The following is a 20574-nucleotide window of genomic DNA, read 5'->3' on the forward strand; positions in this document are numbered from 1 at the left end:
TTGAAAACCGTTGGATGGCCCAGTGTAGACCATTCGCTCCGGGCCAAGAACCTGGTCAAAATCTCTTATGGCCTGGCCGCCGCAGGTGCCTGCAGCTGGCGGGCAGCGACGCCCGCGAGTACACAGACCACGGCCAGCATCAAAAAAGTGTCGCGAAAACCCGCCACCCGCTCGGCCAGCACAATGTCGATGGCGGGCGACTGGTTGGCGTAGAAGGCCACGCGCCACTCCAGAAAGATGCCGCAGAGGCTCACCCCGGCGGCGCCGCCGAGCATGCGCAGAAAGCTGAAGCTGCTCGACCCCTGTGAGATCAGGCTTTTGTCCAGCGAGCGCATGCTGCCCAGGGTCAGCGACGGCAGGATGAAGCCCAGTCCAATGCGGCCCAGCACCGTATAGCCCACCAGCAGCCACAGCGACGAGCCCGGCTGCAGCACACCGGTCAGCACAAAGGACAGCGCCAGCAGCGAGAGGCCGCCGATCACCAGCCAGTGCACAGGGGTGCGGTCAGCCATGCGGCCGGCCAGCGCGATGACGCCGCCCAGCACCAGGCCGGCGGGCAGCATCGTGGTGCCCACGACCGACGCCGAGTACGACAGCCCCAGCTGCATGAATACCGGCAGCAGGTAGGTGGAGCCAAACAAGGCCACGCCGTAGATGAAGGCCACGATGCAGCCGGCCGCAAAAGGCTTGCTGGCAAACAGGCGCAGGTCCATCAGCGGCTTGCCGCCCTGGGCCAGCAGGCGCCGCTGCCAGCCAATGAAGGCGGGCAGGCAAACCAGCGCAATCGCCAGCAGCACGGCGCTTTGCTGCCAGCCGCTGCCATGCAGCGCCACCAGGCCATTGAGCAGGCAGACCGTGCCGGTGGTGGCAATGGCCAGGCCCAGCCAGTCCAGGCTGTTGCCATGGCGGTCGGCGGCGGCGCCGCCGGGCGCATTGACGGGCACAAACTTCAGCCCCAGCCAGACCGAGGCCAGGCACAGCGGCACCACCATGAAGAACACCGAACGCCAGCCCATCCAGTCGACCAGCAGGCCGCCCACGCTCGGGCCAATGGCCGGCGCCAGCACGATGCCCATGCCAAACAGGCCGTTGGCCCGGCCTTGCTCATGCGATGCGAAGGCATGCAGGATGATGATGGCGGGAATCGGCTGGATCACACCGGCCGCCAGCCCTTCGACCACGCGCGCCACCAGCACCAGGTTGTAGTCGCTGCTGAAACCGCCGCCCATCCCCCCCAGCATCAGCAGCAGCACAGCGCCCAGGTAGGTGTTGCGGTAGCCATAGCGCGACAGCAGCCAGGGCGTGGTCAGCATCGCGACCGTCGTGGCCACCATGAAGGACGAGGTCACCCATTGCGCACGCGACTGGCCGAGCTGGAAGTGCTGGCTCATCGCCGGAATGGCGACATTGAAAATGGTCGACGAGATGATCGAGGCCATCGTGCCCACCATGACGCTGAACAGCAGGTACCAGCGAAAGCGCTCCCCATAGAGGCTGCGCAGATCCTGGGCGTTGTGGTGTCTTATCTGCATGGCGTGGGCTGGGCGGATGGGCGCGTGTGGCGGGGGCCTGGTGGGGTGCCTGCAAGCAGGCGGGCCCCGGGCGTTTGATGATGATCCTGGGGCTGGGGCTTGTCAGTCACCCCGGTTGGGGCTGGCGCCGGGATCGGGCTCCGCGCGGCCACAGGCCGGGCAGATGCAGCGCTGGCCGCGCTCGGCAGGGGCCAGGCGCTGCAAGGCCTGGGGGTCGATATCGGCGGTCATGCACCAGCACTGGGCAGCAGGCAGGCCCTGGGCCACGGCACAGCCGTTGCGCTGGCCGCACAGAGGGCATTGCTGCGCCCAGGTGCTGCTGTCCGTGCGGGTGGCAGCCATCATGGCGTGCCTGTCGGCACCGGGGTGGGTGCTGCGGCTGGCGCGGGGCGTGGGGGCGGCAGCGCGTCTTCGGGCCGGGCGGTCAGGCTGCCGGCCAGCAGCTCGGGCAGGCGGTCCACCCCCATGCGGAAGCCGCAGGCCTGCGCATGGCCGCCACCGCCCATGCTTTCGGCCAGCGGAATGCAGTTGAAGTCCGAGCGCGAGCGCAGGCCGCATTTGGCGCCCTTGGGGCTGGCGCTCCACATCAGCGCAAAGGTGCCGCTCTGCTTGGCCAGGATATCGCCGACCTGGCTGTGGAACATGCCCGGGGCATTCACCATCAAGCCAGCCACGCCATTGAACACCAGTGGCTGCGCGCCTTCGGCGATGTCGCTACAGAGCTTGAGGTACTTCTCGTCCATCGCGCCGCCCCGTGCCATGAAGGCGCTCAGTTGTTCGGGGCTGAAGGCTGCAATCTCGGCCCAGCGCTCAAAGCTGCGCGGCTCCATGTCCAGCGCGGCCAGGAAGGCACCGCTTTCGGGGTACTGCCAGCGCCAGATGTCGCGGTCCTCGATATGCAGCACCAGCGCGGGGATGGGGTTCTGGGGAAAGAAGAACTCCCAGGCCAGGCGCGCGCCGGACTTGTTCATGTCGAAATGCACGACGCCGCAGGTGCATTGGTAGCCATGGAGCTTCTCGGCCGCGCTCTTGTGGTGGTCCAGCAGCACCAGCTTGTGGGCCTGCGCCTCGATGGCCGCCAGCAGCTCGGGGCCAAAGGCAAAGTCGAGGATGTAGATCGTGCGGCCGGCCAGCGGCCCCAGGTCGTCCACAGTCTGAATTTCGCCATGGTCCAGGCCGCGAAACTCTGCGTTGCCGGAGAAGAACAGCCAGGCCGCCAGCGCCGCGCCATAGCCATCGGGGCAGTTGCGGCCGTGGTAGAGGATCAGGGGCTGGGGGTCGTTGATGTCGGCCGTCACCGGCAGAGAAAGGTCGGGCAGAAGTTTCATCCTGCCATTTTCCGCCAAGCGTATTACCTGAGAGCGACCAAGTACTGCGCGGGTATGCGGTGGAGGGCCACCGCATGCCCGCAGGCGCCATGGGCTGGCGCAGCGTTTATGCCAGCGTGTAGGCCGTCTTCACCGTGGTGTAGAACTCCTGCGCATAGCGGCCTTGCTCGCGCGGGCCGTAGCTCGATCCCTTGCGGCCGCCAAACGGCACATGGTAGTCCACGCCGGCAGTGGGCAGGTTCACCATCACCATGCCGGCCTGGGCATGGCGCTTGAAGTGGCTGGCGTACTTCAGGCTGGTGGTGGCAATGCCGGCAGACAGGCCAAAGGCGGTGTCGTTGGCCACAGCCAGTGCCTCTTCATAGTCCTGCACGCGGATCACGCTGGCGACCGGGCCAAACACCTCTTCGCGGTTGATGCGCATCTGCGGCGTGCTGTCCACCAGCAAGGCTGGCTGCATGAAAAACCCCTCCTTGCCGCTGCCGGTGTGGCAGGCAATGCGGCTGCCGCCAGCGGCCAGCACGGCGCCTTCGGCCTTGGCGATTTCCACATAGCTCAGGTTCTGCTCCAGCTGGGCCTGGCTCACCACGGGGCCGATATCGGTGCCGGCGGCGCGCGCATCGCCGACCTTGATCTTGGCCATGCGCTCTTGCAGCGCCTGCACAAAGGCGGGGTAGATCTTGTCGGTGACGATCAGGCGGCTCGATGCGGTGCAGCGCTGGCCGGTCGAGTAAAAGCAGCTCTGGGCTGACAGCTCCACGGCCTGGGCCAGGTCGGCATCGTCCAGCACCACCTGCGGGTTCTTGCCGCCCATCTCCAGCTGCACCTTCTTGCCGGATTTGACGCAGGCCTCGGCAATGCCCCGGCCCACACCGACCGAGCCGGTAAAGCTGATCGCTGCCACACCGGGGTGCTGCACCAAAGCATCGCCAATGATGCGGCCCCGGCCCATCACCAGGTTGAAGACACCGGCAGGGATGCCGCTGCGGTGGATGATGTCGGCCAGGGCCCAGGCGCTGCCGGGCACCAGGTCGGCGGGCTTGATCACCACGCAGTTGCCAAAGGCCAGCGCGGGGGCGATCTTCCAGGCCGGAATCGCGATGGGGAAGTTCCAGGGCGTGATCAGGCCGACCACGCCGATGGGCTCGCGCGTGATTTCCACGCCAATGCCGGGGCGCACCGACGGCAGGCTCTCACCGGCCAGGCGCAGGCATTCGCCGGCAAAGAACTTGAAGATCTGGCCGGCGCGGGCCACTTCGCCGATCGCCTCGGGCCGGGTCTTGCCTTCTTCGCGGGCCAGCAGGTCGCCCAGCTCTTCCTTGCGCGCCAAGATTTCATGGCCGATCTTGTCGAGCGCATCATGGCGCGCCTGGATGCCCGAGACGCTCCAGGCCGGGAAGGCCGCGGTGGCCGCCGCCACTGCCGCATCCACGTCGCTGGCATCGCCTTGGGCGTACTGGCCGATCACATCGGACAGGTCGCTGGGGTTGGTGTTGGGAGAGGTGGTCTTGCCGGGTGTCCAGCTGCCGTTGATCAGGTTGTTGTGTGTCGTCATGGGCTTGCCAGGCGGTTGGGGCCTGGTCTCAAAAAAATGGGGGGTGGTTCAGGCGCCGCTCAGGCAACGCGGGCCTGTGCCGCTGCCAGGGACCAGGGCACTTCCTGCAGCGGCTGGCCGTGGGCGATCAGGCTGCGCAGGTTGGCCAGCACCAGATCGGCCATCGCGCGGCGCGTCTCCTGGGTGCCGCTGGCAATATGCGGTGCCAGCACCACGTTGTCCTGCAGCAGCAGGCCGGGCAGGGGGCGGGGTTCGTCCTCGAACACATCGAGGCCGGCGCCGGCAATGCGCTGGTGCTGCAGCGCATCCAGCAGCGCCGCTTCATCGACCACGCTGCCGCGCGCCACATTGATCAGAAAGCCCTGCGGGCCCAGTGCTTGCAGCACCTGGGCATTGACCAGATGGCGGGTGTCGTCGCCACCGGCGGCGGTGATGACCAGAAAGTCGCACCACTCGGCCAGTTCCTGCAGCGAGGCCATGTAGCGGTGCGGCGAATCGCTGACCGGGCGGCGGTTGTGGTAGGCCACCTCCATGTCAAAACCGCTGGCGCGGCGCGCGACCTGGCGGCCAATGCGGCCCATGCCCAGAATGCCCAGGCGCTTGCCCGAGGCGCGGGTGTAGACGCCAAAGCGTTCGCTGGGCCAGAGGCCGGCGCGCACAAAGCGGTCGGCCGCCGCCAGGTGCCGGGCGCTGTCCAGCAGCAGCGCAAAGGCCATGTCGGCCACGCAGTCGTCCAGCACGCCGGGGGTGTAGCCCACGCGGGCGGATGTGGCCAGGATGGCCTGCTGGTCCAGCGCATCAAAGCCCACGCCAAAACTGCTGATGCCGCGCAGTGCCGGCAAGGCCTGGATCACCGCGGCCGATGCGCCCATGCTGGCCGAGGTGACCAGGTAGGCAAATTCCGAACCATGGGCAGCCAGGAACTGCTGCGGGTCCGCTTGTGCGCTCAGCACGGTGGTATCGAATTCCTGGGCCAGATCGGCGTCAAGCGCGGGCAGCGGCATCTTGCCCATTTGCAGCACGCGCGGGCGTTGGGTAGCAGTCATGTGTGGAGGGGGCTTTCAACGGAAAGAGCCCGGCACCATCCGCAGCACCGTGCTGCGGGTGGTTACCGGGCCAGGAGGTCAACGCAGATCAGGCTTCAACCTTCTTGATCAGCGCTGCCAGCATGTCGATTTCCTCGGGCTTGAGGTCGGCCAGCGGTGCGCGCACCGGACCGGCATCGTGGCCCACCAGCTTGGCGCCGGCCTTGATGATGGACACGGCGTAGCCGGCGCTGCGGTTGCGGATCTTCAGGTAAGGCATGAAGAAGTCCTTGAGCAGCTGGTGCTGGGTGGCGTGGTCATCGGTGCGCACGGCTTCGTAGAAGCGGATGGCCGTCTTGGGGATGAAGTTGAACACGGCCGACGAGTACACCGGCGTGCCCAGTGCCTTGTAGGCAGCGGCATAGACTTCGGCGGTCGGCAAGCCACCCAGGTAGGCCAGGCGGTCACCCATGGTCAGGTACATGGCCGACATGGCTTCGATGTCGCCCACGCCGTCCTTGAAACCCACCAGGTTGGGGTTGCGTTCGCAGAGCTTGGCCACGGTCTCGGGGGTGAAGCGGCTCACGCCACGGTTGTAGATGATGACGCCGAACTTCACGCTCTTGCAGACGGCTTCGACGTGGGCGGCCAGGCCTTCCTGGCTGGCTTCGGTCATGTAGTGGGGCATCAGCAGGATGCCGTGGGCACCAGCGGCTTCCGCAGCCTGTGCGCACTGGATCGCAAAGCGGGTCGGGCCGCCTGCACCGGCAATGATCGGCACCTTGCCCTTGCAGGTGTCCACCGCGGTCTTGATGATCGCGGGGTATTCCTCCGCAGTCAGCGAGAAGAACTCACCGGTGCCGCCAGCGGCGAACAGCGCGCTGGCGCCAAACGGGGCCAACCATTCCAGGCGCTCGGCATAGCCCTTGGCGTTGAAGTTGCCTTGTGCATCGAAGTCGGTAATGGGGAAGGACAGCAGTCCGGAACTCATCACGTTCTTCACATCCTGGGGGCTCATGGTGCTCATATCAAACTTTCAAAGAAAAGAGGGGGAATCGACAGTGCCAAACCTGCGCGGCTCAATCGAGCTGCAGGTTGGCGGTTTGGACGACCGTGCGCCAGCGCTGGCGTTCGGCCTTGAAAAATTGGTCGGTCTCGGCCGGCGTCATCGTGACCACCTCGGCGCCCTGGCCGGTCAGGCGCGAGCGCACCTCGGGCGAGCGGATGGCGGTCAGCAAGGCCTGGTTCACCTTCTGGATCACGGCGTCGGGCGTCTTGGCCGGCAGGACCACGCCTTGCCAGGTGCCCGAAGCAAAGCCGGCCGCGCCTTGCTCGGCCAGGGTCGGCACATCGGCGATCAGCGGCATGCGGGTGTTCTTGGAGATGCCCAGCAGCTTCAGCTTGCCGCTTTGCACATGGGGGTAGGTGGCCAGCATGCCGTTCATCAGCACCTGGGTCTGGCCGGCCACGGTGTCCTGCACCGATTGCACACCGCCCTTGTAGGGCACATAGACCCATTTGGCGCCCGTCAGCCGTGCCAGCTCCACGCCGGCCAGGTGCGGCGCGCTGCCGGTGGCCGTGACGGCAAAGTTCAGGTCCTGTTTCTTGGACAGCGCCACCAGCTCCTGCAGGTTGTTGGCCTGCACCGAAGGGTGCACCACCAGCATGTGCGGCGAGTAGGCCAGCATCGCGGCGCCACGCAGGTCCTTGCTCGGGTCAAAGCTGAGCTTGGTGTAGACCGATGGCGAGATCGCCAGCGCACCCAGATCGCAGAGCAGCCAGGTGTAGCCATCGGGCTGGGCGCGGGCCACCAACTCGGCCCCCAGGTTGCCGTTGGCACCGGGCTTGTTGTCGATCACCACCGTCTGCTTGAGCTCTTGCGAGATCAGCTGGCCAATCGAGCGGGCAATGATGTCCGAGCTGCCACCGGGTGGGTAGGGAACGATCAGCCGGATCGGCTTGCTTGGCCATGCATCGGCCGCCCACAGCGGAGTCGATAACAAGCTACCGGCAGCCAGGGCCAGCGCTGAATAGATCAGGTGCGAACGGCGATGCATATGTCTCTGTCTCCTTTTTAGATATAAGACATCATACAACTCAAAACGCAGATCGCCAAGTATTGCTTGACTAGGGGAAACGCTTGTCTGGGTGTAGGGGTGGGGATGCAGGCCGCTTTGCGCGGCCTTGGTTCGAGTGCTGGCGCGGGCCCCTTGCTGTGTTTTGCTGGGCTGGCTGGCGCTGCTTCTAAGTGCTAGGGAGCTACCGCAACAGCCCCATGCCGGGCTGTTGCGTGGGCGCTTCAGCGCTCCTTGCCCGGTCCGCCGGCTGCTTGCTGCTCCTGGGCCAGGCGCTGGGCCAGGCGCAGGCGTTCGCGCGAGTTGGTCAGGTGGATGCGCATCGCAGCGCGGGCCGAGTCGGCATCCTGGCGCTCGATCGCAGAGAAGATTTCTTCATGCTCGCGGTTCACGCGCTTGAGGTAGTCCGGGTCGCGCGTGGGGATGTGGATCGAGGCAATCCGGTTGCGCGGAATCAGCATCGAGCCAAAGTGCTGCAGGATCTCCTGGAAGTAGCGGTTGCCGGTGGCCTTGGCGATGCTCAGGTGAAAGTCCAGGTCATGGCTCACGGTCTCGCGGCCCAGTGCAAAATTCTGCTCAAAGGCCTGCAGGGCAGTGCGCATCGCGCGCAGATGCGGCTCCTGGCGCCGGGTGGCGGCCAGGCCGGCGGCCTCGGTCTCCAGGCTGATGCGCAGCTCCAGCACGGCGAGCACATCGACCGATTCACTCAGCTCATGGGCGCTGAGCACCATGCCCGGCGTGCTGCGCGCGGGCAGCACAAAGGTGCCGATGCCGTGCTTGGTTTCCACCAAACCGGAGGCCTGCAACTTGGACAGCGCCTCGCGCACCACGGTGCGGCTCACGTCATAGCTGCGCACCAGTTCGGTCTCGGTGGGCAGCTTGTCGCCCTCTTGCAACAGGCCCTGGCGGATCTTGTTTTCAAACTCTTCCGACAGCAGATTGGCCAGGCTGCGGCTGCCTTTGGCGGCACGGCTGCCGCGCAGGCTTGCGGCCGAGTCCGATGCCAACGATGGGGATGCGGCTAATTCCGAAGGGCTTTTAAGCATGGCTGTGGTCCGGCAGAACAAGGGTCTGGCCGTTGGCTTGTGCGGCACGGCAACCGTGGCAAATGGCATCCGGGGCGGATGCCATTGACGGGGATGCGGGTAATTCCGAGGGGCTTTTGGGCATAGCTGTGATCATAATTCAGCCTTGTCATCAGACAACACATGACTGATGCCTTGTTGTAACCTACTTTCCCATCATGCTCAAGCTTTTCTCGAAAACCACCGTATGTGCCGTCACCCTGCTGGCTGCTTCCCTGGCGCAAGCGCAGACCCCCAGCACCCTGGAGAAGATCAAGCAAAGCGGTGCGATCACCATCGGTGCACGCGACATGTCCGTGCCTTTCAGCTACAAGGTCAACGGCAATGCGGATCCCATCGGCATGATCAACGACATCTGCCTGAAGGTGGCTGAGGCAGCACAAAAGGCCGCTGGCCTGCCCAAGCTTGAGATCAAGTACCTGATCACCACGCCCACCAGCCGCATTCCGCTGATCCAGAACAACACCGTCGATCTGGACTGCACGCCGGTGACCAACACTATCGCGCGCCAGGAGCAAGTTTCCTTCTCGCCGAGCTACTTCTCGGCCAACGTGACCCTGGCGGTGCGCAAGGATTCGCCGGTCAAGGGCATTGCCGATCTGCAAAACCGCAATGTGGCCACCGTCACCGGCACCACCTCGATCCAGTTGCTGCGCGCCTACAAGAAGGCCCAGGGCGTGAAGTTCAACGAGGTCTATGGCAAGGACCCGTCCGAAGCCTTTGTGATGTTTGAATCGGGCAAGGCCGACGCCTTTGTGCTCGACGACGTGCAACTGGCCAGCTTTATCGCCACCTCGCCCCAGCGCGACCAGTACGTGATCCTCAATGAGCCACTGCGCACCGAGCCCTATGGCGTGATGCTGCGCAAGGATGACCCGGCCTTCAAGAAGCTGGTCGATGACACCGTCTACGCGATGATCAAGTCCGGCGAGATGGAAGCGCTCTACCAAAAGTGGTTCATGACCACGATCCCGCCGCGCAATGTGAACATCAATTTCCCGCTCAGCGATTCGACCAAGGCGCTCTACGCCAACCCCAACGACAAGGGCATCTAAGAGAAACCGAGCGATTGCGAATTTATGTTGAAGCTAAGTCAAAAAGTCGAGAGCCTGCCTTCGTCGCCCAGCATGGCGATTTCCTCGCAGGCCAAGAAGATGAAGTCCGAAGGCATCGATGTCATCGACCTGAGCATTGGTGAGCCCGATTTCAATACGCCCGAGCACATCATCGATGCAGCGATGGCGGCGGCCAAGGCCGGTGCCACCAAGTACACCGTGCCCGCCGGCAACGAGAGCCTGCGCAAGGCGATTGCGCAGAAGTTCAAGCAGGACAACGCCCTCGACTACGCCGTGGCCGAGATCACCACCGGTGTCGGCGCCAAGCAGCTGATCTTCAATGCCTTCATGGCCACCCTGGAGAGCGGTGACGAGGTCGTGGTGCCCACGCCTTGCTGGGTGTCCTATGGCGACATCGTGGCATTGCACGGCGGCGTGCCGGTCTATGTGCCCTGCTCCGAGGCAGTCGGCTTCAAGCTCACGCCCGAGGCCCTGCGCCAGAGCATCACGGCCAGGACGCGCTGGTTGATCATCAACAGCCCCGGCAACCCTACCGGCGCGGTCTACAGCCGTGCCGAGCTGGAGGCGCTGGGTGAGGTGCTCAAGGACTTCCCCGAGGTGCTGGTCATGTCCGATGAGATCTACGAGCACATCATCCTGACCGGTGTGCCCTTTGTCTCGTTCGCCCAGGCCTGTCCGTACCTGAAGGACCGCATGCTGATCATCAACGGTGTGTCCAAGTCCTACGCGATGACCGGCTGGCGCATTGGCTATGCGGCAGGCCCCGAGAAGCTGATCGGCGGCATGAACAAGCTCGAATCGCAAAGCTGCACCAGTGCCACCTCGGTGGCGCAGGCGGCTGCACAGGCGGCGCTGCTGGGCGACCAGGACTGCGTGCGCCAGGCGCGCCAGACCTTTGTCGACCGGCTGCAGACCATCCGCAGCGCACTGGCCATCGTGCCCGAGCTGACCCTGTCGTCGGTGCCCGATGGTGCTTTCTACCTGTTCCTCGGTTGCCAGAGCCTGATCGGCCGCCGCACGGCCGAAGGCCAGGTGCTGGACAGCGATGCCGCAGTGTCGGGCTTTTTGCTCCATGCCGCACAGGTGGCGACCGTGCCGGGCGCTGCGTTTGGCATGTCGCCTTATATCCGTCTGTCGTTCGCCACCGACCCCGCGCTGGTGGTGAAGGCGCTGAAGAACATCCGTTCTGCCATTGACGGCCTGGCACAAGGCTGACCACCCAAGGCGCTTTTCACAAGCGCCTTTTTTTATGGAAAAGGAGCAGCACATGCAGGTACAAACACCTCCGCTGCAACGCTTGCTGTTGACCGGCGCGGCCGGCGGCCTGGGCCGGGTGCTGCGCCAGCGCCTGCGTGGCCTGGCGCCCGTCTTGCGCGTGTCCGATATCGCCGGCATGGGCGCGCCGCTGGATGCGCAAGAAGAAGTCGTCCCCTGCGACCTGGCCGACAAGCAGGCGGTGGATGCGATGGTGGCCGGTTGCGACGCCATCGTGCACCTGGGCGGTGTATCGGTGGAGCGGCCTTTTGAAGAGGTGCTGGAGGCCAATATCAAAGGCATCTTCCACCTCTACGAGGCCGCGCGCCGCCATGGTGTGAAGCGCATCGTGTTTGCCAGCTCCAACCATGTGATCGGCTTTTACAAGCAGAGCGAAAAGATCGACGCCAACGCGCGCCGCCGCCCCGATGGCTACTATGGCCTGTCCAAGTCCTTTGGCGAGGACATGGCGAGTTTTTACTTTGACCGCTATGGCATCGAGACGGTGAGCATACGCATTGGCTCGTCCTTCCCCGAGCCCAAGGACCGGCGCATGATGCACAGCTGGCTGAGCTATGACGATCTGGTGCAGCTGGTGGAGAAAAGCCTGTTCACCCCCAACGTCGGCCATACCGTCGTCTATGGCGCATCGGCCAACCGCGATCTGTGGTGGGACAACCATGCCGCCGCCCACCTGGGCTTTGTGCCCAAGGACAGCTCCGAGCCCTGGCGCGCCAAGGTGGAGGCGCAACCCGCCCCTGCCGCCAACGACCCGGTCGCCGTCTACCAGGGCGGCGCCTTCACCGCCCAGGGCCCCTTTGGCGATACGCCGGAGCAGCCTGCATGACAGCCGCCGAGCTGGTCATCGATGCCCGCAACGCCACCGGCGAAAGCCCCGTGTGGCGGGCGCAGGAGGCTGCGCTGTACTGGGCCGACATACCGAGGGGCCTGCTGCAGCGCTGGCAGCCCGGGCAAGGCGCCGCCACGCAATGGCAGCTGCCACAGATGCTGGCCTGCATGGCCCCCTGGCAGGGCGAGCCGCGGCGCTGGATTGCCGGTTTGGAAGATGGCATTTACCAGGTGACCTTGGGCGATGGTGACCGCCATGGCGAGGCCCGTATCCAGGCGCTGGCCACCGTCGGCCACGCGATGCCCGGCATGCGCTTCAACGACGGGCGCTGTGACCGCCAGGGCCGCCTGGTGGCCGGCAGCATGCTGATGGACATGGCGGCGGCGCAGCCGGTGGGCCGGGTCTACCGCTTTGGCGCCGATGACCTGGCAGCAGGCCGCGCGCAGGATCTGCAACTGGGCCCGCTGATCACGCCCAACGGCCTGGCCTTCAGCCCCGATGGCCGGACCATGTACTTGTCGGACTCGCACCCCCGCAGCCAGCAGATCTGGGCCTTTGACTACGACACCGCCAGCGGTACCCCCCGCAACCGCCGCCTGTTTGTCGACATGACCAGCCTGCCGGGCCGGCCCGATGGCGCGGCCATCGATGCCGAGGGCTGTTACTGGATCTGCGGCAATGACGCCGGCCTGGTGCACCGCTTCCGGCCCGATGGGCAACTGGACCGCTCGCTGCCGTTGCCGGTCAAGAAGCCGGCCATGTGCGCCTTTGGCGGCCCGGGCCTGGATGTGCTCTATGTCACATCGATACGGCCAGACGGCATCGATCTGTCGGACCAGCCGCTGGCCGGTGGCCTGTTTGCGCTGCGCCCCGGCGTACCAGGAATGGAGGAGACGGAATTTCGGCCCCTGTAAACAGGCGAGGTGTGTGTGACCCAGAGATCCGGAAACCATCCGGGCATGTTCCCCAACCATAGAGATAACGAGGTAGACAAATGCGACTTTCCACTATCAGTGCAGCACTGGCTGCTGGTCTGCTGGCGCTCGGCGCGCAGGCCACCGAATTTCGTTCATCGGATATCCACCCGGACGACTACCCGACCGTGCAGGCGGTGAAGTTCATGGGCGAGCGCCTCAAGGCGCTGTCAGGCGGCAAGCACAGTATCCGCGTCTACCCGAACGGGGCGCTGGGGGGCGAGAAGGAAACCATCGAGCAGGCCAAGATCGGTGCGCTGGCGATGGTGCGGGTCAATGTCGGCGCGATGAACAATGTCTGCAACGAGACCGTGGTGCCCACGATGCCCTTCCTGTTCCGCTCGGTGGAGCATATGCACAAGGTGCTCGATGGCCCCGTGGGCGAGGAGATCCTCAAAGCCTGCGAGAAGCAGGGCTTTGTCGGCCTGGGCTTTTACGACAGCGGCGCGCGCTCGATGTTCACCGCCAAGCGGCCGGTCAAGAGCCTGGCCGACATGAAGGGCATGAAGGTGCGCGTGCAGCAGTCCGATCTGTGGGTGAGCATGCTCGAGGCCATGGGCGCCAATGCGACGCCGATGCCGATGGGCGAGGTCTACACCGGGCTGAAGACCGGCCTCATCGATGCAGCCGAGAACAACTACCCGACCTTCGAGAGCTCGCGCTCGTTCGAAGTCGCCAAGTACTTCAGCAAGACCGAGCACTCGATGGCGCCCGAGATCTTGCTGTTCTCCAAACGGACCTTTGACAGGCTCTCGCCCGAGGAGCAGGGCTGGGTGCGCCAGGCCGCCAAGGAATCGGTGCCGTACATGCGCAAGCAGTGGGCCGAGCGCGAGGCCAAGTCGCTCGAGGTCGTGAAGGCCGGCGGCGCCGAGATCATCGAGGTGGACAAGGCCCCGTTCCAGGCGGCGATGCGTCCGGTGTACGACAAGTTCATCACCGATGCCAAGCTGAAGGACCTGGTCAAGCGCGCGCAAGACACGCCTTGATCCACCGCTGATCCAACGCCAATGCCAGTGCCCGCCGGGTGCTGGCTCCTTGCAACCATCGCCCGGGGCTGTGCGCCCCGGGCTGCTCGGGCACCACGATGTTTACCAAGATTTGCAGCGCCTTGTCGCGCTTGTGCATGTGGCTGGGTATTGCCGGCCTGATGCTGTTGATCGCTGCCGTCAGCTGGCAGGTGTTTGGCCGCTATGTGCTCAACAACACGCCGACCTGGGCCGAGAGCCTGTCGCTGTTGCTGGTGCTCTACGTGACCATGTTCGGCGTCGCCGTGGGCGTGCGCGACAGCGGCCATATCGGGCTGGAATCGCTGCTGGTGCTGGCGCCGGACTGGCTGCGCACCAAGATGGAGTTTCTGATCCATGCGCTGATTCTGCTGTTCGGCGCGGCGATGGCCTATGGCTGCGCGTCGCTGGCCGAATCGGTCTGGGACTACCGCCTGCCGACGCTGGGCGTGTCCGAGGGCTGGAAATATGTGCCCGCCATTCTTGCCGGCAGCCTGATCGTGCTGTTTTCCATTGAACACCTGATCGCACTCGCGCAAGGCCGCGAAGTGCAGCCCAACTAGGAGCGCGGCGATGACCACAGCCTTGCTGATTCTGAGCCTGAGCTTTGCCGTCCTGCTGCTGCTGGGCGTGCCGGTGGCCTTCTCCATTGGCCTGTCTGCGCTGGCCACCCTGGCCTACGAGGGGCTGCCGCTGGAGGTGGGTTTTCAACAGATGACCGCCGGCATGGGGGTGTTCTCCTTCCTGGCGATTCCGTTCTTCATCTTTGCCGGTGAGCTGATGCTGCACGGGGGCATTGCCGACCGCATCGTCAACTTTGCGCGGGCGCTGATCGGCCATGTGCGCGGCGGGCTGGGCATGTCCAATGTGGTGGCCTGCACCTTGTTTGGCGGCGTCTCGGGCTCGCCGGTGGCCGATGTCTCGGCAATGGGCGCGGTGATGATCCCGATGATGAAGAAGGAGGGCTACCACGCTGACTACGCCGTCAACGTGACCACGCATGCGGCCCTGGTGGGCGCGCTGATGCCGACCAGCCACAACATCATCATCTATGCGCTGGCAGCCAGCGGCAAGGTGTCGATTGCGGCGCTGATCCTGGCGGCCATCATCCCGGCCATCATCCTGACCCTGAGCAACCTGGGCGCGGCCTACTGGGTGGCACGCCGCCGGGGCTACCCGGCGGGCACCTTCCCCGGCTGGCAGGTCGTGGGCTGCAGCCTGGCAGCGGCGCTGCCGGGCCTGTTTGTCGTGGTGCTGATTCTGGGCGGCATTCTGTCGGGCGTGTTCACGGCCACCGAATCGGCCGTCGTGGCCGTGCTGTATGCACTGGCGCTGACGGTGTTTGTCTACCGGTCGCTCAGCTGGGCGCACTTTGTCAAGGCGGCGTCCAAGGCGGTGCGCAACACCGGCATCATCCTGCTGCTGATCGGCATCTCCAGCACCTTTGGCTACCTGATCAGTCTCTACGGCGTGGCCGAGCTCACCGGCCAGATGCTGGCCCAGGTGACCACCACGCCCTGGATGGTGTTCCTGCTGATCAACATCATCCTGTTCCTGCTCGGCACCTTCCTCGACATGGCTGCCACCATCTTGCTGTGCACGCCCATCTTCCTGCCGATTGCCCAGCACTACGGCATGAGCTCGGTGCAGTTCGGCATTGTGCTGCTCATCAACTGCGCGCTGGGCTTGAACACCCCGCCGGTGGGCACGACGCAGTTTGTCGGCTGTGCCATTGGCGGCGTGTCGGTGGGTACCGTCATGCGCACCATCTGGCCGTTCTATGGCGCGCTGATCTTTGCGCTGGGCCTGGTGACCTTTGTTCCGGCCTTCACCACCTGGCTGCCGCAGATTTTCATGACGGTGCGCTAAGCGCTCCCCGCCTCGCAGCCCCTTCACCCCTTCTGCTTGCTTCTGCGCTTTCACGATGAGTACCTCGCACGCCATTCGCCACATCCGCATCACGCCGATTGCCTTCCGCGATCCGCCGCTGCTCAACGCTGCCGGCATCCATGAACCCTGGGCGCTGCGCTCCATCATCGAGATCGAGACCGCCTCGGGCCTGGTGGGGATCAACGAGAGCTATGGCGACGAGCCGATGCTCGATGCGCTGGCCAAGGCGGCGCCGGCACTGGTGGGGCTGTCGCCCTGGGCGCTCAACGAGATGGAGCAGCGGGTGGCCGCGCTGGTGGCACCACCGGTGCAGACGGCCTCGGAATTCCTGGGCCAGCAGGTATCGCTGGCGCCGGGCACCCATGTGTCGAAAACGGTGGCCAAGGTGGTCAGCGCCTTTGAGGTGGCCATGCTCGATCTGCAAGGCCAGATGGCGAATGCGCCGGTGGTCGATCTGCTGGGAGGCGCGGCGCGCAGCAGCGTGCCGTTCTCGGCCTATTTGTTCTACAAGTACGCCGAGCATGCCGGCCAGCCCTATGCGCCCGATGCCTGGGGCGAGGCGCTGACCCCGCAGCAGCTGGTGGCGCAGGCGCAGCGCATGATGGGCCAGTACGGCTTCCAGAGCATCAAGTTGAAGGCCGGGGCCTTGCCGCCCGATGAGGAGGCCGCCGGCATCCTGGCTTTGGCCGAGGCCTTTCCCGGCCTGCCTTTACGCATTGATCCGAATGCCAACTGGACAGTGGAGACCAGCCTGCGCATTGTCGAGAAGCTGCGCGGTGTGCTGGAGTACTACGAAGACCCGGCGCCCGGGCTGGACGGCATGGCGGCCGTGGCCCGCGCCTGCGAGGTGCCGCTGGCCACCAATATGGTGGTGACCGATTTTGCCGAGTTCCGGCGCAATGCCGAGATGGGCTGCCCGGTGAAGATTGTGCTGAGCGACCACCACTACTGGGGCGGTCTGCGCGCGACGCAACGCCTGTCCACCCTGTGCCGCACGTTTGACCTGGGCCTGTCGATGCACAGCAACTCGCATTTGGGCATCAGCCTGGTGGCGATGACGCATCTGTGCGCCAGCGTGCCGCTGCTCACCTATGCCTGCGACACCCACTACCCCTGGCAGGACGAGGAGGTCATCGAAGGCGGGCGCCTGCAGTTCGAAGCCGGAAGCCTGCGTGTGCCGACAACGCCCGGCCTGGGTGTGCGGCTGGACCGCCATGCGCTGGCGCGCCTGCATGACAACTACCTGGACTGCGGTATCCGCAACCGCGATGACCTGGGCCAGATGCGCAAGTACGACCCGGGCTTTGACGGCAGGCAGCCGCGTTTCTGAGCCACGCCGCGTGCATTGCTTTCGACGATTACAAACCAAGGAGACCTCCATGCAACGCAGAACCCTGATCCAAAGCTCGCTCGCGGCCAGCGCGCTGATGCTGGGCGCCAGCCTGGCCAGCACATCCGCGCTGGCGCAAAGCAGCTGGCCCACCGGCAAATCCATCACCTATCTGGTGCCGTTTCCGCCCGGTGGCAATACCGATACGCTGGCGCGCGTGGTGGCCCAGCCGCTGGGCAAGGCGCTGGGCACGCCGATGGTCATCGAGAACAAGGGCGGGGCCGGCGGCAGCGTGGGCTCGGCCCTGGCCGCGCGTGCGGCGCCCGATGGCTACACCATCCTGGGCGGCACGATCAGCTCGCATGCGATCAATATCAGCCTCTACTCCAAGCTCGACTACGACCCGGTCAAGTCCTTCACGCCGGTCGCGATGCTGGGCTCGGGCCCGCTGGTGCTGGTGGTGCCCGCCTCCAGCCCCTACAAGACCCTGGCCGATGTGATGGCCGGCAGCAAGGCCAAGGCCGCCAGTGGCGGGCTGACCTCGGCCTCGCCGGGCAGCGGCACCTCCAACCACATGGCGCTGGAGCTGCTGGCCTACCAGACCGGGGTCAAGTTCACCCATGTGCCCTACAAGGGCAGCGGCCCGGCAGTGCAGGATGTCATCGGCGGCCAGGTGGACATGATGTTTGACACGGCCCTGGTCGTGGGCCCGCATATCCAGGCCGGCAAGCTGCGCCCGATTGCGGTGACCAGCTCCAAGCGCCTGGAATCCCTGCCCGATGTGCCCACCATTGCCGAGGGCGGTGAAAAAGGCTTTGACATGGGCTCCTGGCAAGCGGTGTTTGCGCCTGCGGGCACGCCCAAGCCGGTGGTGGACCGCCTGCATGCCGAGATCATGAAAATCGTCGCCACGCCCGAGGTGCAGGCCCGCCTGAAGGCCTTTGGCATGCAGCCCTCGACGATGACGCCGGCCGAGTTGGCCGAGTTCCAGAAGGCCGAGGTGGCCAAATGGGCGCAGGTGATCCAGGCCGCCGGCATCAAGGCCGATTGACACAGTGCAGCCGGCCTGTCACCTTGGAGGACAGGTGCGCGGTGCAGCGGCCGCGCCCGCACCGCGCCAGAGAGTATTGGATATGACACAAGCCAGAACGACCCCCCTTTCGATTTCCATGCATGCGGCGGACAACGTCGCGATCATCGCCAATGACGGCGGTCTGCCCGCCGGCACTGTGCTGCCTTCGGGCCTGCGCCTGGTCGAGCAGGTGCCGCAGGCCCACAAGGTGGCCTTGGTGGACATTGCGCAGGGCGCGGCTGTGCGCCGCTACAACGTGGTCATCGGCTATGCGCGCCAGGCCATCGCGGCGGGCAGCTGGGTGCATGAGCGCCTGCTGCAGATGCCCGAGGCCCGCTCGCTCGAAGGCCTGCCGATCGCCACCGTGCCAGCGCCCGATCTGCCGCCGCTGGACGGCTATACCTTCGAGGGCTACCGCAATGCCGATGGCACGGTGGGCACGCGCAATATCCTGGCCATCACCACCACGGTGCAGTGCGTGGCTGGGGTACTGGATTTTGCAGTGCGCCGCATCAAGGCCGAGCTGCTGCCGCGCTACCCGCATGTCGACGATGTCGTCGGGCTGGAGCACAGCTATGGCTGTGGCGTGGCGATTGATGCGGTGGGTGCCGACATACCGCAGCGCACCCTGCGCAACATCAGCCACAACCCGAACTTTGGCGGCGAGGTGATGGTCGTGAGCCTGGGCTGCGAAAAGCTGCAGCCCGAGCGCCTGCTGCCGCCGGGCTCCTTCCCGATCGCCGACGAGCGCGCGCCCGAGCTCGATGTGGTCTGCCTGCAGGACGAGGCCCATGTGGGCTTCATGTCGATGGTGCAGTCGATCATGACGCGGGCCGAGGCGCACCTGGCGCGGCTGAACCAGCGCCGGCGCGAGACGGTGCCGGCCAGTGCCCTGGTGGTGGGCGTGCAGTGCGGCGGCAGCGATGCGTTCAGCGGCGTCACCGCCAACCCGGCCGTCGGCTTTTGCACCGATCTGCTGGTGCGCGCCGGTGCCACGGTGATGTTCAGCGAAGTGACCGAGGTGCGCGATGGCATTGACCAGCTGACCTCACGCGCCTCCAGCCCCGAGGTGGCGCAGGCCATGATCGACGAGATGGCCTGGTACGACGCCTACCTGGACAAGGGCAAGGTGGACCGCAGCGCCAACACCACGCCGGGCAACAAGAAAGGCGGCCTGTCCAACATCGTGGAAAAGGCGATGGGCTCGATCATCAAGAGCGGCACCGCGCCGATCACTGGCGTGCTGTCACCCGGCCAACGGCTGGCCGAGCGCGGTATCCAGCGCGGCCTGGTCTATGCGGCCACGCCCGCGAGCGACTTCATCTGCGGCACCTTGCAACTGGCCGCCGGCATGAACCTGCATGTGTTCACCACCGGGCGCGGCACGCCGTATGGGCTGGCGCAGGTGCCGGTGATCAAGGTGGCCACGCGCAGCGATCTGGCGCGCCGCTGGCATGACCTGATGGACGTGAACGCCGGGCGCATTGCCGATGGCGAAGCGACCATCGAGGAGATGGGCTGGGAGATGTTCCGCCTGATACTGGAGGTGGCCAGCGGCCGCAGGAAGACCTGGGCCGAGCAATGGCAGCTGCACAATGCGCTGGTGCTGTTCAACCCCGCACCGGTGACCTGAAGCGCGGGGCGCTGACGCGCTTACTGCTTCCACTTCTCGCGCAGCGCGGCGCAGTGGTCCTCGGCCGGCAGCGCCGGGGTGCTGTGCACCCAGTCGCGGTCCGCCGCATCGGCCTGGGCCTGGTTGCCCGCCTGGCCAATCGCCACGACCGAACGGGTGCCCGCAGGCAGCCAGGTGGGGATGCCGGTGCTGCGCAGCACATGGCCGCGACCGGCGATCAGCAGCACGGTCTTGCCCGGCTGCAGCTGGGCCGTGGCGGTGCTGGCCATGCTTTCGTCCTTGGCCAGCTGGATGCGCGCCATCGGGGCCAGCTGGTGGTTGGGCAGCAGGCCGCAGTGGCCATCGGCCATCGCGTCGAGCTGGCGCTGCCATGCCGCCGCGGGCAGGTGGCTGTCCCAGCGGGTTTGCTGCATCACCTCGCGCATCTGCGCGCGTGGCAGGTTGCCGCCCAACACGGGCACCCCCGCCTGCACGGCCGCCATCACCACGGGGCCGTAGTGGCGCCAAGGCCAGCCCTTGTCATTCCAGGCCAGCGCCTGTTGCACCTGCGCGTCGCTGGCACTGGGGGCCAGGCCCTGGGTGCTGTGGCCGGCGTCGGCCATCTCCAGCACCACGGCGGCCAATTGCCGTCTTGCAGCCCAATGCGCTACCGTGGCCCGCTGCCACTGCTGGTGCGCGGCGGCATCGTGCTGCTCGCCCAGCAGCAGCACATCGGGTGCCTCGGCCAGCGACATCGTAGACCGGTCCATCTCGGCGTTGGCCGGGGCGGGGCTTTGCGGCGCCTGGCTGGCGCAACCGGCCAGCAGCGCCCAGCCCAACAGGCCGGGCAACCAGCCACCAGGGCGAATGGGTTGTATGTGCTCCATTCGCGCATGGTAGTGGCTGGCCAGC

General features: G+C 65.8%; 19 protein-coding genes. 10 read left to right on the forward strand and 9 right to left on the reverse strand.

Annotated elements, in window-relative coordinates; genetic code table 11:
• Positions 1 to 65: 65 nt before the first annotated feature.
• The 8 genes from MJ205_RS22335 to MJ205_RS22370 form a co-directional block, all read right to left on the reverse strand.
• Positions 66 to 1532 carry a DHA2 family efflux MFS transporter permease subunit gene (locus tag MJ205_RS22335; RefSeq protein ID WP_239810419.1) on the reverse strand — a complete coding sequence of 489 codons (1467 nt, stop codon included), beginning with the start codon at positions 1530 to 1532 and terminating at the stop codon, positions 66 to 68.
• A 102-nt stretch (positions 1533 to 1634) separates the two neighbouring features.
• Entirely contained in the window at positions 1635 to 1874 is a 240-nt protein-coding gene (locus MJ205_RS22340; protein ID WP_239810420.1) for a cysteine-rich CWC family protein, read from the reverse strand.
• On the reverse strand, positions 1874 to 2860 hold the full coding sequence (locus MJ205_RS22345; protein ID WP_239810421.1) for a DHH family phosphoesterase: 987 nt from the start codon (positions 2858 to 2860) through the stop codon (positions 1874 to 1876). The genes MJ205_RS22340 and MJ205_RS22345 overlap by 1 nt, the downstream gene beginning before the upstream one ends.
• A gap of 106 nt (positions 2861 to 2966) precedes the next feature.
• Positions 2967 to 4415 (reverse strand): aldehyde dehydrogenase family protein, encoded by a 1449-nt coding sequence (locus tag MJ205_RS22350; RefSeq protein WP_239810422.1) that lies wholly within the window; start codon positions 4413 to 4415, stop codon positions 2967 to 2969.
• A 59-nt stretch (positions 4416 to 4474) separates the two neighbouring features.
• Positions 4475 to 5461, reverse strand: coding sequence for a 2-hydroxyacid dehydrogenase (locus MJ205_RS22355; protein WP_239810423.1), 987 nt, complete (start codon positions 5459 to 5461; stop codon positions 4475 to 4477).
• A gap of 88 nt (positions 5462 to 5549) precedes the next feature.
• Positions 5550 to 6458 carry a 5-dehydro-4-deoxyglucarate dehydratase gene (gene kdgD / locus MJ205_RS22360; RefSeq protein ID WP_239812828.1) on the reverse strand — a complete coding sequence of 303 codons (909 nt, stop codon included), beginning with the start codon at positions 6456 to 6458 and terminating at the stop codon, positions 5550 to 5552.
• 61 nt (positions 6459 to 6519) lie between these two features.
• Positions 6520 to 7497: a Bug family tripartite tricarboxylate transporter substrate binding protein gene (locus MJ205_RS22365; protein ID WP_239810424.1), complete on the reverse strand. Its 978-nt coding sequence runs from the start codon at positions 7495 to 7497 to the stop codon at positions 6520 to 6522.
• Positions 7498 to 7739: 242 nt separating this feature from the next.
• A complete protein-coding gene (locus tag MJ205_RS22370) occupies positions 7740 to 8561 on the reverse strand; it encodes a FadR/GntR family transcriptional regulator (RefSeq protein WP_239810425.1) in 822 nt (273 codons plus the stop codon).
• 197 nt (positions 8562 to 8758) lie between these two features.
• Here MJ205_RS22370 and MJ205_RS22375 point away from each other — a divergent pair, with 197 nt between their 5' ends.
• From MJ205_RS22375 to garD, 10 genes are all read left to right on the forward strand, one after another.
• On the forward strand, positions 8759 to 9655 hold the full coding sequence (locus MJ205_RS22375; protein ID WP_239810426.1) for an amino acid ABC transporter substrate-binding protein: 897 nt from the start codon (positions 8759 to 8761) through the stop codon (positions 9653 to 9655).
• Positions 9656 to 9679: 24 nt separating this feature from the next.
• A complete protein-coding gene (locus MJ205_RS22380; RefSeq protein ID WP_239810427.1) occupies positions 9680 to 10891 on the forward strand; it encodes a pyridoxal phosphate-dependent aminotransferase in 1212 nt (403 codons plus the stop codon).
• Between the two features lie 52 nt (positions 10892 to 10943).
• Positions 10944 to 11777, forward strand: a complete 834-nt coding sequence (locus MJ205_RS22385; protein ID WP_239810428.1) for an NAD-dependent epimerase/dehydratase family protein — start codon at positions 10944 to 10946, stop codon at positions 11775 to 11777.
• Complete coding sequence (locus tag MJ205_RS22390) at positions 11774 to 12694, forward strand: SMP-30/gluconolactonase/LRE family protein (protein WP_239810429.1); 921 nt, start codon at positions 11774 to 11776, stop codon at positions 12692 to 12694. The genes MJ205_RS22385 and MJ205_RS22390 overlap by 4 nt, the downstream gene beginning before the upstream one ends.
• A gap of 80 nt (positions 12695 to 12774) precedes the next feature.
• Positions 12775 to 13740 (forward strand): TRAP transporter substrate-binding protein, encoded by a 966-nt coding sequence (locus tag MJ205_RS22395; protein ID WP_239810430.1) that lies wholly within the window; start codon positions 12775 to 12777, stop codon positions 13738 to 13740.
• Between the two features lie 98 nt (positions 13741 to 13838).
• Positions 13839 to 14321, forward strand: coding sequence for a TRAP transporter small permease (locus tag MJ205_RS22400; RefSeq protein WP_021025003.1), 483 nt, complete (start codon positions 13839 to 13841; stop codon positions 14319 to 14321).
• Positions 14322 to 14331: 10 nt separating this feature from the next.
• Positions 14332 to 15627 (forward strand): TRAP transporter large permease, encoded by a 1296-nt coding sequence (locus MJ205_RS22405; RefSeq protein WP_239810431.1) that lies wholly within the window; start codon positions 14332 to 14334, stop codon positions 15625 to 15627.
• Positions 15628 to 15682: 55 nt separating this feature from the next.
• Positions 15683 to 16978: a glucarate dehydratase family protein gene (locus tag MJ205_RS22410; protein WP_239810432.1), complete on the forward strand. Its 1296-nt coding sequence runs from the start codon at positions 15683 to 15685 to the stop codon at positions 16976 to 16978.
• A gap of 49 nt (positions 16979 to 17027) precedes the next feature.
• Complete coding sequence (locus tag MJ205_RS22415; protein ID WP_239810433.1) at positions 17028 to 18029, forward strand: Bug family tripartite tricarboxylate transporter substrate binding protein; 1002 nt, start codon at positions 17028 to 17030, stop codon at positions 18027 to 18029.
• Between the two features lie 82 nt (positions 18030 to 18111).
• Positions 18112 to 19683 carry a galactarate dehydratase gene (gene garD, locus MJ205_RS22420; RefSeq protein WP_239810434.1) on the forward strand — a complete coding sequence of 524 codons (1572 nt, stop codon included), beginning with the start codon at positions 18112 to 18114 and terminating at the stop codon, positions 19681 to 19683.
• Positions 19684 to 19703: 20 nt separating this feature from the next.
• Here garD and MJ205_RS22425 read toward each other — a convergent pair whose 3' ends face one another.
• Positions 19704 to 20549 (reverse strand): ChaN family lipoprotein, encoded by an 846-nt coding sequence (locus tag MJ205_RS22425; protein ID WP_239810435.1) that lies wholly within the window; start codon positions 20547 to 20549, stop codon positions 19704 to 19706.
• Positions 20550 to 20574: the final 25 nt, after the last annotated feature.

The organism is Comamonas sp. B21-038 (genome assembly GCF_022387135.1).
GTDB classification, from domain to species: Bacteria; Pseudomonadota; Gammaproteobacteria; order Burkholderiales; family Burkholderiaceae_C; genus Comamonas; species Comamonas sediminis.

What these genes read in the sequence shown, in the direction of transcription:
- MJ205_RS22335 (WP_239810419.1), bottom strand. Translation starts at nt 1,532, where the DNA reads ATGCAGATAAGACACCACAACGCCCAGGATCTGCGCAGCCTCTATGGG.
- MJ205_RS22425 (WP_239810435.1), bottom strand. Translation starts at nt 20,549, where the DNA reads ATGGAGCACATACAACCCATTCGCCCTGGTGGCTGGTTGCCCGGCCTG.
- MJ205_RS22400 (WP_021025003.1), top strand. Translation starts at nt 13,839, where the DNA reads ATGTTTACCAAGATTTGCAGCGCCTTGTCGCGCTTGTGCATGTGGCTG.
- MJ205_RS22355 (WP_239810423.1), bottom strand. Translation starts at nt 5,461, where the DNA reads ATGACTGCTACCCAACGCCCGCGCGTGCTGCAAATGGGCAAGATGCCG.
- garD (WP_239810434.1), top strand. Translation starts at nt 18,112, where the DNA reads ATGACACAAGCCAGAACGACCCCCCTTTCGATTTCCATGCATGCGGCG.
- MJ205_RS22345 (WP_239810421.1), bottom strand. Translation starts at nt 2,860, where the DNA reads ATGAAACTTCTGCCCGACCTTTCTCTGCCGGTGACGGCCGACATCAAC.
- MJ205_RS22410 (WP_239810432.1), top strand. Translation starts at nt 15,683, where the DNA reads ATGAGTACCTCGCACGCCATTCGCCACATCCGCATCACGCCGATTGCC.
- MJ205_RS22375 (WP_239810426.1), top strand. Translation starts at nt 8,759, where the DNA reads ATGCTCAAGCTTTTCTCGAAAACCACCGTATGTGCCGTCACCCTGCTG.
- kdgD (WP_239812828.1), bottom strand. Translation starts at nt 6,458, where the DNA reads ATGAGCCCCCAGGATGTGAAGAACGTGATGAGTTCCGGACTGCTGTCC.
- MJ205_RS22385 (WP_239810428.1), top strand. Translation starts at nt 10,944, where the DNA reads ATGCAGGTACAAACACCTCCGCTGCAACGCTTGCTGTTGACCGGCGCG.
- MJ205_RS22395 (WP_239810430.1), top strand. Translation starts at nt 12,775, where the DNA reads ATGCGACTTTCCACTATCAGTGCAGCACTGGCTGCTGGTCTGCTGGCG.
- MJ205_RS22370 (WP_239810425.1), bottom strand. Translation starts at nt 8,561, where the DNA reads ATGCTTAAAAGCCCTTCGGAATTAGCCGCATCCCCATCGTTGGCATCG.
- MJ205_RS22415 (WP_239810433.1), top strand. Translation starts at nt 17,028, where the DNA reads ATGCAACGCAGAACCCTGATCCAAAGCTCGCTCGCGGCCAGCGCGCTG.
- MJ205_RS22350 (WP_239810422.1), bottom strand. Translation starts at nt 4,415, where the DNA reads ATGACGACACACAACAACCTGATCAACGGCAGCTGGACACCCGGCAAG.
- MJ205_RS22340 (WP_239810420.1), bottom strand. Translation starts at nt 1,874, where the DNA reads ATGGCTGCCACCCGCACGGACAGCAGCACCTGGGCGCAGCAATGCCCT.
- MJ205_RS22405 (WP_239810431.1), top strand. Translation starts at nt 14,332, where the DNA reads ATGACCACAGCCTTGCTGATTCTGAGCCTGAGCTTTGCCGTCCTGCTG.
- MJ205_RS22390 (WP_239810429.1), top strand. Translation starts at nt 11,774, where the DNA reads ATGACAGCCGCCGAGCTGGTCATCGATGCCCGCAACGCCACCGGCGAA.
- MJ205_RS22365 (WP_239810424.1), bottom strand. Translation starts at nt 7,497, where the DNA reads ATGCATCGCCGTTCGCACCTGATCTATTCAGCGCTGGCCCTGGCTGCC.
- MJ205_RS22380 (WP_239810427.1), top strand. Translation starts at nt 9,680, where the DNA reads ATGTTGAAGCTAAGTCAAAAAGTCGAGAGCCTGCCTTCGTCGCCCAGC.